General features: G+C 48.5%; 21 protein-coding genes. 19 read left to right on the top strand and 2 right to left on the bottom strand.

The window, feature by feature from the left end; all coding sequences use genetic code 11:
• The first annotated feature begins 40 nt into the window (after positions 1-40).
• The 17 genes from MKY87_RS24350 to MKY87_RS24430 all read left to right on the top strand — a co-directional run bounded on the left by MKY87_RS24350 (position 41) and on the right by MKY87_RS24430 (position 14,176).
• Entirely contained in the window at positions 41-562 is a 522-nt protein-coding gene (locus tag MKY87_RS24350) for a hypothetical protein (RefSeq protein WP_340966574.1), read from the top strand.
• 117 nt (positions 563-679) lie between these two features.
• On the top strand, positions 680-1,570 hold the full coding sequence (locus MKY87_RS24355; RefSeq protein ID WP_340966576.1) for a TIGR01777 family oxidoreductase: 891 nt from the start codon (positions 680-682) through the stop codon (positions 1,568-1,570).
• A 152-nt stretch (positions 1,571-1,722) separates the two neighbouring features.
• The gene (locus tag MKY87_RS24360; protein WP_340966577.1) at positions 1,723-2,724 is read left to right on the top strand and encodes a beta-ketoacyl-ACP synthase III; all 1,002 of its coding nucleotides are present in this window, start codon (positions 1,723-1,725) and stop codon (positions 2,722-2,724) included.
• Entirely contained in the window at positions 2,714-4,006 is a 1,293-nt protein-coding gene (locus MKY87_RS24365) for an ATP-grasp domain-containing protein (protein ID WP_340966578.1), read from the top strand. The genes MKY87_RS24360 and MKY87_RS24365 overlap by 11 nt, the downstream gene beginning before the upstream one ends.
• Entirely contained in the window at positions 4,003-4,998 is a 996-nt protein-coding gene (locus MKY87_RS24370; protein ID WP_340966580.1) for an NAD-dependent epimerase/dehydratase family protein, read from the top strand. Before MKY87_RS24365 ends, MKY87_RS24370 begins: the two co-directional genes overlap by 4 nt.
• A complete protein-coding gene (locus tag MKY87_RS24375; RefSeq protein ID WP_340966582.1) occupies positions 4,992-5,852 on the top strand; it encodes an MBL fold metallo-hydrolase in 861 nt (286 codons plus the stop codon). The genes MKY87_RS24370 and MKY87_RS24375 overlap by 7 nt, the downstream gene beginning before the upstream one ends.
• Positions 5,849-7,177 (top strand): F390 synthetase-related protein, encoded by a 1,329-nt coding sequence (locus tag MKY87_RS24380; RefSeq protein WP_340966584.1) that lies wholly within the window; start codon positions 5,849-5,851, stop codon positions 7,175-7,177. The genes MKY87_RS24375 and MKY87_RS24380 overlap by 4 nt, the downstream gene beginning before the upstream one ends.
• Positions 7,178-7,245: 68 nt before the next feature.
• Positions 7,246-8,166, top strand: coding sequence for an SDR family oxidoreductase (locus MKY87_RS24385; protein WP_445669433.1), 921 nt, complete (start codon positions 7,246-7,248; stop codon positions 8,164-8,166).
• Positions 8,167-8,380: 214 nt separating this feature from the next.
• Positions 8,381-8,962, top strand: coding sequence for a DJ-1/PfpI family protein (locus MKY87_RS24390; RefSeq protein ID WP_340966587.1), 582 nt, complete (start codon positions 8,381-8,383; stop codon positions 8,960-8,962).
• Complete coding sequence (locus MKY87_RS24395; protein ID WP_340966588.1) at positions 8,959-9,537, top strand: GNAT family N-acetyltransferase; 579 nt, start codon at positions 8,959-8,961, stop codon at positions 9,535-9,537. The genes MKY87_RS24390 and MKY87_RS24395 overlap by 4 nt, the downstream gene beginning before the upstream one ends.
• Entirely contained in the window at positions 9,534-10,418 is an 885-nt protein-coding gene (locus MKY87_RS24400) for a serine/threonine-protein kinase (RefSeq protein WP_340966590.1), read from the top strand. The genes MKY87_RS24395 and MKY87_RS24400 overlap by 4 nt, the downstream gene beginning before the upstream one ends.
• A gap of 107 nt (positions 10,419-10,525) precedes the next feature.
• Positions 10,526-10,879, top strand: a complete 354-nt coding sequence (locus MKY87_RS24405) for a hypothetical protein (RefSeq protein ID WP_340966592.1) — start codon at positions 10,526-10,528, stop codon at positions 10,877-10,879.
• A gap of 2 nt (positions 10,880-10,881) precedes the next feature.
• Complete coding sequence (locus tag MKY87_RS24410) at positions 10,882-11,598, top strand: GNAT family N-acetyltransferase (protein WP_340966594.1); 717 nt, start codon at positions 10,882-10,884, stop codon at positions 11,596-11,598.
• Complete coding sequence (locus MKY87_RS24415; protein ID WP_339784999.1) at positions 11,598-12,068, top strand: GNAT family N-acetyltransferase; 471 nt, start codon at positions 11,598-11,600, stop codon at positions 12,066-12,068. Before MKY87_RS24410 ends, MKY87_RS24415 begins: the two co-directional genes overlap by 1 nt.
• A 67-nt stretch (positions 12,069-12,135) precedes the next feature.
• Positions 12,136-12,522 (top strand): hypothetical protein, encoded by a 387-nt coding sequence (locus MKY87_RS24420; RefSeq protein WP_339784997.1) that lies wholly within the window; start codon positions 12,136-12,138, stop codon positions 12,520-12,522.
• Between the two features lie 295 nt (positions 12,523-12,817).
• Positions 12,818-13,600 (top strand): glutamate racemase, encoded by a 783-nt coding sequence (murI, locus tag MKY87_RS24425; protein ID WP_340966597.1) that lies wholly within the window; start codon positions 12,818-12,820, stop codon positions 13,598-13,600.
• Between the two features lie 24 nt (positions 13,601-13,624).
• Positions 13,625-14,176 carry a histidine phosphatase family protein gene (locus tag MKY87_RS24430; protein WP_340966599.1) on the top strand — a complete coding sequence of 184 codons (552 nt, stop codon included), beginning with the start codon at positions 13,625-13,627 and terminating at the stop codon, positions 14,174-14,176.
• Between the two features lie 69 nt (positions 14,177-14,245).
• On the opposite strand, the gene MKY87_RS24435 is transcribed toward MKY87_RS24430, so the two are convergent.
• Positions 14,246-14,608: a DUF423 domain-containing protein gene (locus MKY87_RS24435; RefSeq protein ID WP_340908781.1), complete on the bottom strand. Its 363-nt coding sequence runs from the start codon at positions 14,606-14,608 to the stop codon at positions 14,246-14,248.
• A 64-nt stretch (positions 14,609-14,672) separates the two neighbouring features.
• Positions 14,673-15,602, bottom strand: coding sequence for a type I pantothenate kinase (coaA, locus tag MKY87_RS24440; protein WP_036610217.1), 930 nt, complete (start codon positions 15,600-15,602; stop codon positions 14,673-14,675).
• 195 nt (positions 15,603-15,797) lie between these two features.
• Here coaA and MKY87_RS24445 point away from each other — a divergent pair, with 195 nt between their 5' ends.
• The gene (locus MKY87_RS24445) at positions 15,798-16,586 is read left to right on the top strand and encodes a DUF3891 family protein (RefSeq protein WP_340966602.1); all 789 of its coding nucleotides are present in this window, start codon (positions 15,798-15,800) and stop codon (positions 16,584-16,586) included.
• Positions 16,587-16,823: 237 nt separating this feature from the next.
• Positions 16,824-17,333: an 8-oxo-dGTP diphosphatase gene (locus MKY87_RS24450; protein WP_339784991.1), complete on the top strand. Its 510-nt coding sequence runs from the start codon at positions 16,824-16,826 to the stop codon at positions 17,331-17,333.
• Positions 17,334-17,337 lie beyond the last annotated feature (4 nt).

Raw genomic sequence — 17,337 nt, forward strand, 5'->3', positions numbered from 1 at the left:
TATAATATAGGTCATTAATAGAAGAACGATGTAGGAGTGAATGATCATTACAGCATATCAATTACCTGCTCTCTATGAGCAGAAGCGAGTTTCAATGCACGAGATGGAAGAGATTGTACGCCTGTTGTCCCAGACACCGCTATTATACGATGATGGACAGAGCATTCAGGTTCAGGATTACATGGGAGGCTTGGAGGTCGAACTTGAGCATGAGGTACGCCGTGCAGTGACCGAGTTGTATGAACTGGCTGTTCAGGCTTGCCGCGCCTTCGTCGATCCATTGGCGTACGAGCAACTTCAGGATGCGCTTGGGTTACAGGCTGAATTATGGCAGGAGGAAGTGCTTACGCTTGCAAAGTGGATGGATTGGCTGAAGCAGATCAGTGAAGGGAAGAGAACACTGCCCGAGTACAACTTTACAGCCATGCTTGGCAATCTGCCAGACGGATTCATGATCCATGATTTTTATGATGAACTCCGATATCAGCTGGAACAAAACCCTGCAAACGCATGGGCTATCGACGAGCGGGATCGCTTGTACGCCTCCCTGGGTGCGAAATAAATCAAACTAACGGGTCACCGGCGGTGTTTAAGCTAATATCTGCATTTTGCATGCATAGAAACATTCCAATCTATATCTTACGAATTCTTTACCCAGTATGGGAAATGAGGGGATACCGTGAAGAAGGTTGTATTGGCTGGTGGAACGGGATTTGTCGGACAGGATTTTGCCCAAAGATTCAGGAAGCAGGGTTATGAGGTGTTAATTATCTCGCGTCAGCCCGGTCATATTGCTTGGGAGGATCGTGCAGGAATCGTAGAGGCACTGGAAGAAGCAGAGATGTTAATTAACCTGGCAGGTAAATCGGTGAACTGCCGTTATACGGAGGAGAATCGCAAAGTCATTCTGGAATCCAGAACCCGTACAACGCGCATTATGGGCGAAGCCGTCCTGGCTTGTAATCTTCCTCCCGAACTATGGATTAATTCGAGTACAGCAACCATATACAGACATGCTGAAGATCGTCCCATGACGGAAAAAGAGGGCGAGATTGGCTCCGGATTCTCGGTCGACGTTGCCAAGGCATGGGAACAGGCTTTCTTTGAATTCAGTCTGCCGTCTACGCGTCAGATTGCACTGCGGATTGCCATTGTGCTGGGCGAGGGTGGTGTGATGGTGCCCATGACAAACCTCGTCCGTTTTGGACTGGGAGGATCGCAAGGCGCAGGAACACAGCAGTTCAGCTGGATTCATATCGAGGATCTCTTCCGTATGGTAATCTATCTGCAAGAGCATCCACACTTGAATGGTGTGTTCAATGCCTCCTCTCCGCATCCGGTTACGAATCGTGAGCTCATGGCACGTCTGAGAGAACAGATGGGTGTTCGGATCGGACTGCCTTCTCCTCGCTGGATGCTTGAAGTGGGCGCACGGTTCATTCAGACCGAGACTGAATTGGTGCTCAAAAGTCGTTGGGTGATTCCCGAGCGAATGGAGAGGGAAGGATTTACTTTCACATACGGTACACTGGATACCGCACTTGCCGAGATTCTGAATAAGAAGAAATGACACTTCATACAAAAGAAAACACAACAGGAAGGGCAGAGGTATCTGCCCTTTTATTGTATATTTCAAAGCTTCTATTTGTTGGGGTTTCGCCATTCAAGGTGAGGTGTAAATTTCATTTATATCAGTCAGATGAACAGAAAGAGGTTGGGGAAATGCAACTTAGAAGAGTAAGGATCACAGGAACAGGCAAGTACCTGCCTGAACAGGAAGTCACCGATGAGGAACTGGATCGCCGCTTGGACGTGCCTGCGGGCTGGGTCAGCAAAGCCACAGGTGTAGGTGTACGCCATTATGCTTCGGGTGAAGAAACCTCCTCTTTCATGGGCGCGCGGGCTGCGGAAGCTGCACTGGCGGACGCAGGATTACAATTCAGTGATATCGACTGTCTGGTGTGTACCAGTGGCACGAAGGAACAACCGTTGCCAAGTACGGCGGTATTTATCCAGCAGGCCATGGGGCAGCAAGATTCGGGCGTACCTGCCTTTGACATGGATGCAACCTGCCTGAGTTTCCTGAACGGACTCGATGTGATCTCCTATATGGTAGATGCCGGACGTTACCAGCGAGTACTGCTTGTAGCCACAGAGATTGCCTCAGCGGGACTAAATTGGTCTGATAAAGAAAGTGCGGCCCTGTTCGGAGATGGAGCGGCCGCTGTTATTATTGAGCGTTCGCCTGAAGGGTCATCCTCACAGATTGCACATGCTTCCCTTCGAACCTACAGCCGAGGTGCTCGCTTCTCGGAGATTGCAGGTGGAGGTACACGGCTACATGCTTCTAATTATAAGGTAGATCAGCCTGAACCCTACCTATTTCATATGGATGGACAGGCGATCTTCCGCATGGCTTCCAGACTTTTGCCTGGATTCATCGGCGATATGCTGCAAGCGACTGGGAATCGAATGGAGGATTTCCAATTGGTCATTCCTCATCAGGGAAGTGCAATGGCGATGAGACTGATTCGCAAGAAGCTTGGCATTGCTGAAGATCGGTTTATGGACATCACACGAAATCACGGCAATACAATTGCGGCTTCGATCCCGATGGGTCTGCATGAAGCGATTAAACAACAGCGTATTCAGCGGGGAGATCGGGTGTTGATGATTGGCACGGCTGCAGGATTATCATTGGGAGGACTCATTTTTGACTACTAGATCTGGGGAAACCAGACATCGTACAGCTGCTTCTCTCCGTGTGCTGCTTACAGGCGGAAGGGCTCCCGTAACACTCGATCTGGCACGCATGCTTCATCGGGCAGGCCATCGGGTTTATGTTGCGGAGAGTGCTGCACGGCATCTGACCAGATTATCCAGTGCAGTGGAACAGTGCGCTGTGGTCCCGTCGCCACGTCATGACACACGTGCGTATCTGGCGGAGCTGGAACGGTTGGTTCAGGATTGGCAGATCGACCTGTTGATTCCGATGTGTGAAGAAGTATTCTATGTTGCTCAAGGGGCAGACAGACTGCGTGCATTTTGCCGTGTTCTGGTTACAACTCTGGAGCAGCTGCATGTGCTGCACCATAAATATGATTTTATCCAGCTTGCAGGGTCACTCGGTCTTTCGGTTCCGGATACACACCTGATCCACAGTCGGCAGGAATGGATGGAAGCCCAGTCTGTTCTGGGAAAAGTAGGAGATTGGGTGTGGAAACCGGTGTATTCCCGCTTCGCAGCCAAAGTTCGCATGCCAACACTCATGAACGATGAGGCTAGGGCAGGGACGGATCAGGAAGGAAACGTAAGTGAAAAGAAGCGTCGACATATCCGTAACGACCCACCCGAAGAAGGGGAATTATCCTCTATTTCACCTTGGGTTGCACAGGCCTACATTCCTGGTCAGATGTTATGTACATACAGCATAGCGCATGAAGGGAAACTGGTTGCGCATGCCACTTACGACAGCCGCTATCGTACAGGTAGTGTGGGAGCCAGTGTTTTTTTTGAACAGGTGGAACATGAAGGTGCTCTTGCGTGGGTGAGACAATTTGCCCAGGCAACGGGTTTTAGTGGACAGATTGGGTTTGATTTTATAGAAGGTCAGGACAGGCGAGTGTACGCGATTGAGTGTAATCCGAGGGCAACGAGTGGGATTCATCTGTTTCACCCCGGAGATGACTTGGTGCGTGCATTGACTGAACCGGAGACGTTGGTCAAAGAAAGAAAAATGATCACGCCCGCTCGGGGTAGCAAAGCCATGCTCATGCTTCCCATGTTGGGAAGTGGAGTACAGCAGATCTTTGGCAAAGGGAAACTCCGTGCATGGATAGCTGCGTGGCGTGGAGCCAGGGATGTGGTCTATGGAGGGCAGGATATCCAGCCTGTATTTGAACAATTTGCAGTGGTGCTAGCCGCATGGCGTCTGTCAAGATCACAGAAGTTCTCGCTGACTGAAGCTTTGACTCACGACATAGAATGGAACGGTGAACAACAATGAATAGAGCACTGGTTACAGGAGCTACGGGATGTCTGGGCAGGCATCTCGCGATACGACTTGCACAAGAGGGATGGGAAGTCACTGGCATGGGCCGACAGTCCAAAGTTGGTGCAGAACTTGAGTTGGCAGGGATCCGATTCCTGAATGGAGATATACGGGATGAGGCTTCAGTAAACGAAGCGTGTGCGGGGCAGGATATGATCTTTCACTGTGCGGCACTATCATCGCCATGGGGAAAATATCGTGACTTCTACAGCAGCAATGTAGAAGGGACACAAAACCTCATTGATGGCTGCCTGCATAATGAGGTACAGCGATTCATACATGTCTCAACTCCAAGTATATATTTTAACTACAACCCGCGATATAACGTACATGAGAATGACCCGTTGCCATCCAAACCAGCCAATCATTATGCAGCCACGAAGCTTCTCGCTGAGCAGGTTGTGATGGAGGGGCATGCGAAGGGACTTCCGTCGATCATGATTCGACCGCGAGCGATCTTTGGTCCGTATGATCAGACGTTATTTCCCAGAATTGTCACAGCAAACGCAAAATCGGGCGTGCCCATGATTGGTGGTGGACAGTCGGTAATCGATCTGACATGTGTGGATAATGTGGTGGATGCCTTGTTGTTGTGCCGCGATGCCTCTGATGAAGCGCTCGGCAAAGCTTACAATATCTCCAATGGCGATCCAAGGGCGTTCATTGAATTGGTAAGCAGTTTGTTTGGTATGTTGGATATGCCGTTGCGTCGTCGAAATATTCCTTATCGGACGGCCTATGGTGTGGCAGCGTTGCTGGAGCGAGTTCATGGCTTTATTCCTGCGTTGGGTGAACCTGCGTTGACACGGTATACAGTCGGCTCCTTATCCATCCCACAGACATTGGATATTACGGATGCAAGGGAGCAATTGGGGTACGTCCCTCGGGTGTCCATTGAAGAGGGATTGCAACAATTTGCAGACTGGTGGAGGGCTGAATCATGCTGACAACAACTCCGGTGAAACTATATTTGGGTGCGGCGGGTTACTGTACACATCCAGAGTTTCTGACGCTGCGTGGTGGTCGATTAAGTCCAGTACCTTTCCCGGCAGGGTTTGCCTGCATCATTCATCCCGTACATGGACCGATCCTGCTGGATACGGGATATAGTTCCTGCTTTTTCGAGGAAACGGCTCATTTGCCTAACGCACTGTATCGTCATATTACACCTGTGGTCTATCGTGAAGAGGATAGTGCCGTTCATTTTTTGGCTCATATTGGACTGAAAGCTTCGGATATTCGGTATATCATCCTCTCGCATTTTCACGGCGATCACATCGCGGGTGTACGTGATTTCCCGGAGGCACAATTCATCTATCTGCCAAGAGCCTATGATGCTGTGCGCTCACTCGGTCCAATTGCGGCTGTAAAGGCAGGTTTTCTTGCCGGGTTGTTGCCCGAGGATTTTAAGGCCAGATCATTGCCTGTTATGTGTCAGCCTGAGCGATGGACGAGAGCGGGGGAAGAGTTCCCTTTTGATGAGGTCTACGATATCTTTGGTGATGGAAGTCTGCTGGGGGTGGATGTATCCGGTCATGCAGAAGGCATGATGGGAATACTTTTGCGTACGGAAGAACATGACTATTTCCTCTGCGCGGATGCGGTGTGGTCGAGTCGGGCCTTTCGTGAAGAGCGCAGACCTCATATTCTTGCTGGGATCATTATGTCGAATCGACAGGAATACCATCGTAACTTTGACAAGCTGGTTCAGCTGCATCAGCAGTTTCAACACATTCGTATTGTGCCGAGTCATTGCCGAGAGGTACTGGACGCTTGGGGTGCAGGAGGGACGAAACGATGAGTAGTACCTTTCGTATTGTGGTTCATTATGCACTCGCACGTGGGCTGCGAACATGGAAAACGCGAGAACAACTGGAGCGCTGGCAAGAGCGCCGGATTATTCGGCATGTCCATCAGATCCGTGCCCGATCCCCCTTTTACCGGAAGTGGTGGGACGGCGTGAACGCATCCGACTGGAGAAGATTTCCGTTGATTGACAAATCGATCATGATGGAACATTTCGATACACTGAACACGGTGGGCATTACCAAGGACGAAGCGCTGGCTCTTGCAGGCGAAAGTGAAGAAACGCGTGACTTCAAACCTTCCATTCAAGGCGTGACGGTTGGATTGTCTTCTGGCACGTCAGGAAACCGGGGTATATTTCTGGTGAGTGATCGGGAGCAGGATGCGTGGACGGGCACGGTGCTGGCCAAGTTGCTGCCTGGTGGACTGTGGAAACCTGCCAAGATTGCGTTTTTCCTGCGGGCCAACAGTAATCTGTATGAATCGGTGCAACGTGGCAAATTGCAGTTTCAGTATTTTGATCTGCTGGAGCGTGTGGAGACCTTGGTGAATCGGCTGGAAACCTACCAACCTACCGTGTGGGTGGCTCCCCCATCCATGCTGCGTCTGTTGGCGGACGCCTATGTGGCAGGCCACCTGACCGCTGTACCGGATAAAATCATCTCTGTTGCCGAGGTGCTGGACCCCCTGGATCGCAAGGTGCTGGAGCAGGTCTTCGGACAGACCGTTCATCAAGTCTATCAGTGTACGGAAGGATTTCTGGGTGCGACCTGTCGTTATGGCACACTGCATTTGAATGAAGATATCGTGCATATTGAAAAAGAGTTCATTGATCCCGCCACCCGGCGGTTCGTACCCATTATTACGGACTTCTCCAGAACATCACAGCCGATCATCCGGTATCGGTTGAATGATATTCTGACCGAGGCGGCGCTGCCATGTGCCTGTGGTTCCCCGTTTACCGCCATTGAGCGGATTGAAGGCCGCTGTGATGACACGCTTTATTTTACACAACTACATACGGGTGAGGCGGTACCAGTCTTTCCGGATTTCGTTACCCGTTCGGTCATTGCGGCTTCGCCGGATATTGAACATTATCGTGTGGTGCAGCAAGGAGACGGAACAATGGAAGTATCCCTTCGGCTTGGCGGGAGCGCAGTGCTGGAGCAGGTCGAGACGGATGTACGGAGTGAGCTGATGAAGCTGGGAGAGCGTCTGGAATGCACCTTACCTGAGATCAGATTTGTTCCGTATACGTTCGAACCGGGAATCACGAAGCTGCGCAGGGTGGAGAGAAAAGATAACGGAGTGGCGGATTAAGCAGCAGGGGCCGTGCGGTATAGGTAGGAACGGAAGTAAGTAATTTACCGAGGAAAGAAGGACACACCGTGACAGCTGATGAACACTTAACAGAGGACGAGCAAGGACGAATTAATACGGGTCTTGATTCAGTGAGTAAGACAAAGGAGAGAGATAACGCTCCGGTGGCCTTAATTACAGGTACCTCCAGTGGTTTTGGTATGCTCACCGCAATCACCCTTGCCAAGCAGGGGTATCGCGTTGTTGCTACAATGCGTGATCTGAGTCGAAGAGAAGAATTGGTGAAGCTCGCTGAACAGGCGGGGGTAGCTAAACGTTTGCAATATGTGCAACTGGACGTGACCGATGCTGAATCGGTGCAAAAAGCTGTGGGGTCCGTACTTCTTAATAGTGGCCGAATCGACATGCTGGTGAACAATGCGGGATTTGCGGTTGGCGGGTTCATTGAGGAAGTGTCAATGGAGGATTGGCGGCGCCAGATGGAAACGAATCTGTTTGGGTTAATTGCCGTGACACGTGCGGTCCTGCCTGTGATGCGTGAGCAGAAGCAGGGGTTAATTGTTAACTTGTCCAGCGTCAGCGGGTTATCCGGTTTTCCAGGATATGCTCCGTATGCTGCCTCCAAATTCGCTGTGGAGGGATTCACGGAAAGCCTGCGGCATGAGATGTCTTCGTTTGGCGTTCGTGTGGTATTAGTTGAACCCGGCGCTTATCGTACGCCGATCTGGAATAAAGGTTTGGGTGAGATTCACCGCAGCGAGGACTCCCCGTATAAGCATAAGCTGGATGCGGTTCTTCGTTATTCCCAACTTGCAAGCGAGACGGCACCTGATCCACAGGAGGTTGCTGATCTGATCGGCCGAATTGCCCGGATGCGTGCACCAAGGCTTCGATATGCTTTGGGAAAAGGTTCGCGTGTGCTCATCATAGGCAAAGCCGTGTTACCCTGGAAGTGGCTGGAGTGGATCATTGCCCGTGGATTAAAATAGAGATAAGGTACGATTCACGATTGCAGAATTTCCGAAAGGGAGGGGTTAGCCATATTCGAATTCATCGTCATTATTTTACTTCTTGCGATTGTGGGTCTGCTCTTTCATATCAATAGCAAGCTGCCAGCGCGTGACCGGGTGAAGGAAGCAATGGAACGTGATCGGAATCAGAAACATAATCAGGATGCTCCAAATTAAAACGCGGAGGTTACTAATGAAAATTGCATTCGTTTTGTTTGATGGACTGACTTTCCTTGATTTTGCAGGGTTTTATGATGTGATCAATCGGTTGAATTTCTTTGAACCTACCAAAGGAACGACGTGGGAAACCTGTGCAATGACAGATCAGGTCACGGATGAGTCTGGTCTAACGTTGAAAGTGGATCGAGTGAAGCCAGACCTGTCGGAATATGATCTCGTGTTCATCCCCGGGGGCATGGGAACGCGCAAGCTTCGATATGACGAGGCATTTGTAGGTTGGCTGAGACAGGCTGCGTCTGTACCTTTGAAGGTTTCGGTGTGCACAGGATCTCTGCTGCTGGGTGCAGCTGGTTTTTTATCCGGTAAAAAAGCAACAACACATCCCTATGTATATGATTTGCTTCAGCCGTATGTCGATGAGGTGATTCAGAAGCGGATTGTAAAAGATGGAAATGTCATTACGGCCGGTGGAGTAGCCACGTCCATTGATCTGGGGATTTATGTTGTTGGGTTGCTTGCAGGACAGGAAGCGGCAGCGAATGTAAAAATTCAGATCGATTATCCTTATGAAATGCAGGGAGTGGTCGAAGAATGAATGAAGATCGAAAGCAAGAGACCTATATCATTCGTAATATTAAGCGGGATGAAGCAGACATCTACTGGCCTTTTCGACTGGAGGCACTGAAAACACACCCTGAAGCCTTCGGGGCTTCGTTCGAGTTGTCCGTTCAGATCCCCATGAATGAAGTGCAGGAACGTATACATAATGAACCGGATGATTACATTCTGGGAGCATACTCAGAACAAGGAACACTGGCTGGAATGATGGGTTTCAAAAGGGAACACGGCCTGAAACTCAGGCACAAAGGCATGATCTGGGGCGTCTATGTTGCTCCGCCATATCGGGGAAGTGGGCTGGCTTCGCGTTTGCTCCGCGAGGTGCTGGATCGGGGAAGACATCTGGAGGGCATCAAGCAGATTAATCTGAGTGTTGTGACAACGAATGAATCAGCCCGACGTGTATACGAGCGATATGGATTTGAAGTTTATGGCATCGAGCGCAACGCATTGGAAGTCAACGGTCAGGGATATGATGAGGCGCATATGAATTACTTTTATACAGAGCCCTCAAGATTGGATGATGATATCACCACAGGAGGAGTCCGATGACAGACTATGTTGAACTTGAGATCGATGGTGTTTCCTTTGTCTTAAAAGAGTCTCATTCTTTCGATTGGTTACAGCCCTTGGGTACGGTCTTTCGCGTATTCGATCAGCAAGATTCAGGGAATCTCTCCTTCGGTATTATGCAAAAGGATGGAAAGAGATTGTTTGTAAAGTATGCGGGAGCACATACAATTCATGCGAATCATACGGGAAGTCCCCCGGAAGCCATTCGTAATCTGAAATCATCTGTTCCCGTTTATGAAGATTTGGCACATGACACGTTGATTCGACTAACGGATCATTTTGCAACGGAAGAGGGCTATGCCTGTGTCTTCGACTGGGTAGAGGGGGAGTGTCTGCATTCCCACTGGTATTTTCCGCCTCCAGCCAAGTATGAAGATCCACGTTCGCCCTATTATCGGTTCAGACAGCTTCCAGTGGAGACACGCATTCGGGCGATGGAACAGATTCTGGATTTTCATATCGAGGTGGAACGGAGAGGTTATGTGGCTGTTGATTTATATGATGGCAGTCTGATCTATGATTTTGACAGAAACTTCATGAAAATTTGCGATATCGATCTGTATCGGAAGGGTTCTTTTACCAATACCATGGGGCGTATGTGGGGATCTTCCCGCTTTATGTCTCCCGAAGAGTTTGAGCTAGGCGCGCCCATAGATGTGGTTACCAATGTATTCAACATGGGGGCAATGGCGTTTGCGTTGCTTGGCGGGGAGAAAGATCGTTCCTATGAGAGATGGGATGCCGGAGAAGCATTGTATCAGGTTGTGATACGTGCAGTCAGTGCTGATCGGTCCCAGCGGTACGCAACGATTGTGGAACTTGGTGAGGCTTGGAAACAAGCTGCCATGCAAGGTAAATGAGTGGATCGGTGTAATTTTCGCAAATATGCAAAATCCATTCGTATGTGTGTGTGAAATCCCGTATAATGGAAATTATTAAGGGGGTGCAGACGATGTGCAGATATGCCATGTCAGGACCATATAAAGACATCTATGCATGTTTCAATTGTCGCAAATCATTTAAACAAGTTTCCAGACATGACCTAAGCCCTGAGGTGGTGGCACAACTTGAATATAAATGCCCGCAATGTGCCACGTCTATGGTTAGCATGGGACAGGATTTCCAGGCACCTAAACAAAATGATACCAAACAATGGACCAAAGTGATGATTCTGTATCGCCATGGTTATACCTTTCATAATTGCGGGTGCGGGGCTGGATATCGCCCGTCTGATTTACGTGAATTATCCGATTTTCTGGAGCAGCAGGAAGCTGGTAAAGGCAGTGAAGGCAAACGATTATTGCAAAGGTTAACTTCATAGTTATGGTCCCGAAATCAAACCTGTCGTCTATGGAAATGTTGAAAATACAGGTGAGTACTTTATATACGATCAACGAGCAGCAGCGTCTATTAAGCATCAACGAGCCAGGTGGTGGGCAAGCTCCAGCCATTTTTATCGGCATGACTTCTGCTGGTTCACTGATCTATTACCATGAGCAGTTACCGCCTAATCTAATGAATGAGTTGGGTAAGGATTGCGAGCTTCCGTTGGATATTCCGAAACTGATTCGCAAGGTGGAAACCTATGAGCTCGTTAACCGTGTGTGGATGGGACCCGCCTATGCTTTTTCTGAGTTATCTCACGAGTGGAATCAGAAGGTTCAGTTGATTGGTCAGGAGCAGCGTTATATGCTGGCAGAGCATTTCCCGGAATTAACGGATCACTTGCATGAAAAAAGCCCTGTTGCCGCTTATGTTATTGGGGATTCTGCTGTGGCAGTGTGCTGCTCCGCAAGGCTCTCCGATCATGGGGCGGAAGCGAGTCTGTATACAGCACCGGGTTATAGAGGACATGGATATGCAGCGGAGACGGTAAAGTGCTGGCAGTATTATGTCAAGGAGCGTGGACGCGTGCCAATCTATAGTACATCTTGGGATAATCTCGCTTCACAGCAAGTTGCCCGTAAACTCGGATTAATTCAGTTCGGTGTGGATTTCAGTATCACAACTGTGGATTTGAGGAAGGACTGTGACGTCTGATGATCCGCACTTTCGTACAAAAAGATCTGCAGTATGTCATTGAAGCGCATATCCGAATCTATCGAAACGAGTATAATTATGATCATAGCTTTGCTGAATTTATCACCCATGCGGTGAATTCGTTTGGAGTTACGGGCAATTACGCGAGGGAGATGTTATGGATTGTTGAGTTAGATCAGAGAGCTTCCGGCTCCATAGGACTTACTCAGGTGAATGAAAATACGGCTCAACTGCGCTGGTTTCTGATCGAACCGGAAGCACGTGGCGCAGGATGGGGCGTGAAGCTTATCGAACAGGCAATTCTTTTTGCAAAAGAAAATGACTACACATCCGTGATCCTGTGGACCAATGAGTCTTTGATTGGCGCGCGTAGATTATATCAATCTGTGGGCTTTGAAGTGAAGGAAGTCCGCAAGCAGATGTTGTCAGGTCAGGAGCTTACCGAAGAACAATGGGAACTTGTTCTGTAGTTGGCCGGGGGCTTGAGCTTGAAAGCCGAATCTGTTGTGTTAACTCGTTGTTGAAAGGAGTGGTACAGTGAATCGCAGAAGACTGATTCTGGGTTTGTTATCCGTATGCACAGCATTGACGGTAGTAGCATGTTCGACTCGGACAGAAGACCAAGCATTATCAGCAACAATTGAAAGCAACCTGCAGCAGATGGTTAGCGACCCTGTCCTCCTGACCAGCAGCAATCCGAATGATTATATTGCTGGTAACCGGGAGGCTTACGACAACATCTTGAATACGGGTGAGGAAGGATTGAATCTGCTACTACAGCAGCTCGAATCCAGTCCGGATAATGGTCTTAAGGAATGGATCATGGCTCAGGCAAGTACTGAACTGCTTGGAGAGCTTAACCCTGTAGAGGCGTGGCATAGTGGCAAGGACTGGCTCAGACAGTATAAAATGAGCGTAGAATAATGGCTTATCTTCTCTATAGTACCTGACTTAGCGGAAGTAATGGAGGGGGCGGAATCGATTCTGAAGAAGCGATAGCGTTCGCCTTTGTCTCCGAATTTATACATCTATAAGGTTATTTAAGAAAATTTGGAGACAACAGCGATCAGAAGAACGATCCGTAACCGGAATGGTTCCCGCAAGCCGTCAAGCACTGTAGTGTGTGATGAGCCGGAAGTACAAACCTCACCTCCAGTCAGCATGAGCAGCATTGAGAGGTTCTTGGAACCCGAAAGAATACATTATAGAGGTGAAATCCTTGAATAAGAAAATTGCTTTTTTTGATTCAGGTATCGGTGGTTTAACCGTTTTGCATAAGGCATTACAACAGTTTCCGGAAGAAAAATTCCTGTATTACGCGGATACTTTACATGTCCCGTATGGAACCAAGTCTGCGGATGAGGTTAGAGGACATATTTTTGATTGTGTGGAAGCGATCGTTCAGGAGGATGTCCAGGCAATCGTGATTGCTTGTAATACAGCAACAAGTCTGACTGTTAAGGATCTGCGCGCCAAATACGATATCCCGATCATTGGCATGGAGCCTGCGGTGAAACCAGCCGTGGAGATGAATCGTGATAGTGGGAAGAGAGTGCTTGTATTTGCCACGGCCCTCACCTTGAGCCAAACCAAGTATAACGAACTGGTATCGCGTGTTGATGATCACCACAGTGTGGATTCCATTGCGCTGCCGGAACTTGTGGAGTGGTGTGAACAGCTGGATTTTGATCCGGGCAAAATCGCTGATTATTTCCGGTTCAAGCTGGCAGATCTTGATCTTCATATGTATGGCACAGTGGTGCTTGGTTGCACGCATTATCCATACTATACGTCCATTCTGCGCACGGTTCTGCCAGATCATATACAAATTATTGATGGCAGTACAGGTACGGTGAACCATCTGAAGCAGCGGCTTGGACTGGTGGCTCAGCATGGAGACAGAACAGGGGAACAGGTCACTTTCCTCAGTTCATCAGGCCGACCGGAAGAGCAGGAGAAGATGCACAGTGCACTCCAATATCTTAAGCAGAACTCCATGTAGGTTACACCATAGGAGGTGATAGCTATGAAGTCCATTTATCTTATCCGTCATGCCAAGGCCACAGGGCAGGAACCCCATGCAGAGCTTACAAATGAAGGGATCAGGCAGGCCGAAAAACTTGCAGATATCCTGGCTCATCATTCCATAACGTATATTGTCTCCAGTCCATGGAAAAGGGCAGTTCAGACGGCTATGCCCCTGGGCATAGCAACGCTGCAACATATACATACGGATGAACGTCTCCAGGAGAGGATACTTAGCTCTCTTGATCTGCCAAACTGGATGGATGTACTGAAACGTACATACGATGATGTGGATTGGGTGGAAGAAGGCGGGGAATCTTCGAGAAACGCGGCTGCAAGGGGGCTGGCACTACTGGAAGAGTTGTGGAGCAGACCGGAACAGCACGGGGCCGTGGTTACACATGGGAACTTGTTATCACTGCTTATTCGTGAGTATGAACCATCCTTTGGTTATGAAGAGTGGACCAAACTGTCTAACCCGGATGTGTATGTGCTGGAGCGACAACGGCCAGATGCAGGGCAGTCCACCATTCGCAGAATCTGGACAGATTAAACAGCAAAAGAGTGCTCCAGCGATATTACATCAGCCAGAACACTCTTTTCGTTGATCCACGGGGCATATTTACAATGCGGCAATCATGATCATAACCCATCCAGCCAAAAATGCGACTCCACCAAGTGGGGTAATGGCTCCCAATTTGCGAACACCCGTTACACTTAAAGTGTACAGGCTGCCGGAGAACAGGATGATTCCGGCGAACATCAGCCACCCGGCAAGCATGACAAGTGAAGAGGATTCAAGACGATCTGCCAGCAGTCCGATCAGGATGATGCCAAGTCCATGGATGAGGTGATATTGAACACCGGTTTCATAGATTTTAATCATGTCAGCGGATAGTTTGCGCTTGAGCGCGTGTGCACCAAAAGCACCCAATGCAACAGCCAGGAACATCATAACACTGCCGAGTATAATCAGGGTTTGCAATGTGTTTTTCTCTCCTTTTAAGGGTAATTAGATATAACATCAAAGTGTACTGCACGAATGTTGTCTACAGTTTGCGCAATTGAATCTGCCCAATGGAGTGATCGGCTTCCTTTTTCAGAATCAGTCTGGCACGCCCTTTGGTTGGCAAAATGTTTTCATGCAGGTTTTTGGCATTGATATCCTGCCAGATCTGGTTGGCCGTACGCACGGTTTCTTCTTCATCGATATTGGCGAATCGTTGATGGAAAAAGGAATCCGTGTTCTGGAACGCTGTATTGCGGAGCAGCTTGAAACGCTCAACGTACCAGTGTCGTATATGCTCTTCTTCCGCATCAATGTAGATGGAAAAATCGAAGAAATCACTAACCAGCAAAGGCGTTTCCTTTTTGATCTGAAGTACATTGATGCCTTCAATAATGAGAATATCGGGCTGACAGATCTGCTTCTCTTCCCCTTGAATGACATCGTAGGCGAGGTGAGAGTAGACGGGTGCTTTCACTTCGGGCTTGCCAGATTTTACATCACCCATAAACTGAATCAGGGATTTGATATCATAGCTTTCAGGGAATCCCTTGCGGTTCATAATGCCCTTCTCTTGCAGCACGGCGTTGGGATATAAGAAACCGTCGGTTGTGACAAGGTCAACCTTCGGGCTATTCTTACCTCTGGCGAGCAGTGCCTGTAGCAAGCGGGCCGCTGTACTTTTGCCCACGGCAACACTTCCCCCGATTCCAATGATGTAGGGGGTGGGGAGGGCTTCTTTTTTCATAAAGGAGGCCGTCAGTTGATTCAGCTCTCGTGAAACTCTTGCATATAGGTCAATAAAGTGGGTCAGAGGCAAATATATATCTTCGACTTCTTGAATCGATACCTCTTCATTCAATCCCTTTAACTGTTCTAATTCGGCTTCCGTCAGTGGAAGAGTGGTCTGATGTTCTTTAAGTTCAGCCCATTCCTTGCGGTTAAACTCGATGTAAGGAGAGTATAAATTCATGAGATCCCGCTTTCTGTATGTAATATAATTGTGGACACAACCTTTAGTGTATCAAATTTCAGGAAACTGACAACACCTTTACATTGTGCCTTTCATAATGCCTTTCGTCAAAATGGAGCGAAAAACAACTTACTAGGAAAGTTTAACCCAATTTATGTTAAAGTCAACGTATACCATGCGGAAGGGTGACAGCAAATGATCGTATATGAGAGAGAGCATGATTTTGTTTTGACCGCACAGCATGAGCATGGATTAGTAGCCGGAGAGATGGCTTCCCACTGGAAAAATGAATTATTAGCCGATGCTGTGCATCGGGATGAATTGATTCTAGCGGCCAAGGAACATGACCGTGGCTGGATTGAACTGGATTCATCTCCGTTCTGGAATGATTACAGTCAATCGCCGTATTCGTTTCGTGACTTTCCATTGCGTCCGCGTTTTGTATTCTACCATAAAGGGATTGAAGAAGTTCGTCAGAAAAACCTTTACGCCGGATTATTGTGTAGCTTGATGTATACGGAACTGTTTCAGAAAAATCTGGGGGCCAATGCTCAGGATGATGATGAAATCCGAGATTATCTGCAGCAAGAACACGAACGTCAGTTGAGTTGGGAGAAACAGCTTGGTGGTGATGCTGAAGCAGTGAAACAGAGGCTGCAAAGTGATGTGGAGATCATGCTTTTCTGTGATCAGCTCAGTCTGTTTCTCTGTATGGAGGAACCTGGAACACCTGCTGCGCGTTATGATTTTTTTGCAGAAGGGCTCAGTTGTACGTTTGATGCCTGTTCCAGACAACCAATTCAGGCAGAGTGGTTATCCAATGAAAAAGTAGGCCTGTCTTTTTTTCCGTTTGATGAGGACTTTACGGTCGTTTTGCCTTATAAATCGGTGCCAAAGGCAAGTATCCGCAAATTTGGTATGCAACAGGCTTATCGCCGGGCTGAATGGAAGGAACGCCGGGTGTTGATTACGGAATTGAACTGAGAACTGGAAACTCCAAGCTTGAGTACAGAGCAGCATAGAATATCACAAAACAGGCGGGCTTCTATGTACAGGTGTACAGGGCGTCCGCCTTTCGTATGCATATATATCATCATAGACTATACTGTGAGACCGGTGAAAATACCAATGAATCAGAGTGGGAATAAAGAAGGGAAACACAGGTTATTCCCAGAAATGTTAGTGTACAGCAGAGAAGCGCATGTTAGCAGGAGGACGGATATGGATACTAGAATAGAGATATTAACGATGTGTATGGTATGGGACAAAATGAATGATCAGGTGTTGCTAATGAATCGGCCGGATCGCAAAGGATTTCCGGGATACATCGCTCCTGGGGGGAAGGTAGACTTTCCGGAGAGTATCGTGGATGGTGCCGTGCGGGAGGTTCTGGAGGAGACGGGGCTAGCGGTCAATGAGATTACGTATAAAGGGCTTGATGAGTTCTGTGATCCCGAACAAGGATTGCGGTACATGGTATTTAACTATTTGGCGACTTCATTCGAGGGTCAGTTATTGCAAGATCCGCCCGAAGGCGAACTGTTATGGGTGCCTATGAAGCGGGTTTTTGAGTTGCCTATGCAGGATTGGTTTGCTGAACGTCTCCCGCGTTTTTTCCAAAAAGGCACTTTTGAGCGGAGTGTGATCTGGGAGAAGTCATCCGGACGTACACTGCAAGAGACATTTATGGTGTATAGCGATTCGGTACTTGAACAGAGTGGGATCCGATAAGTTA

Origin of the sequence: Paenibacillus sp. FSL R7-0198, from assembly GCF_038000415.1 — a bacterium.
In the GTDB taxonomy this organism is placed as follows: domain Bacteria; phylum Bacillota; class Bacilli; order Paenibacillales; family Paenibacillaceae; genus Paenibacillus.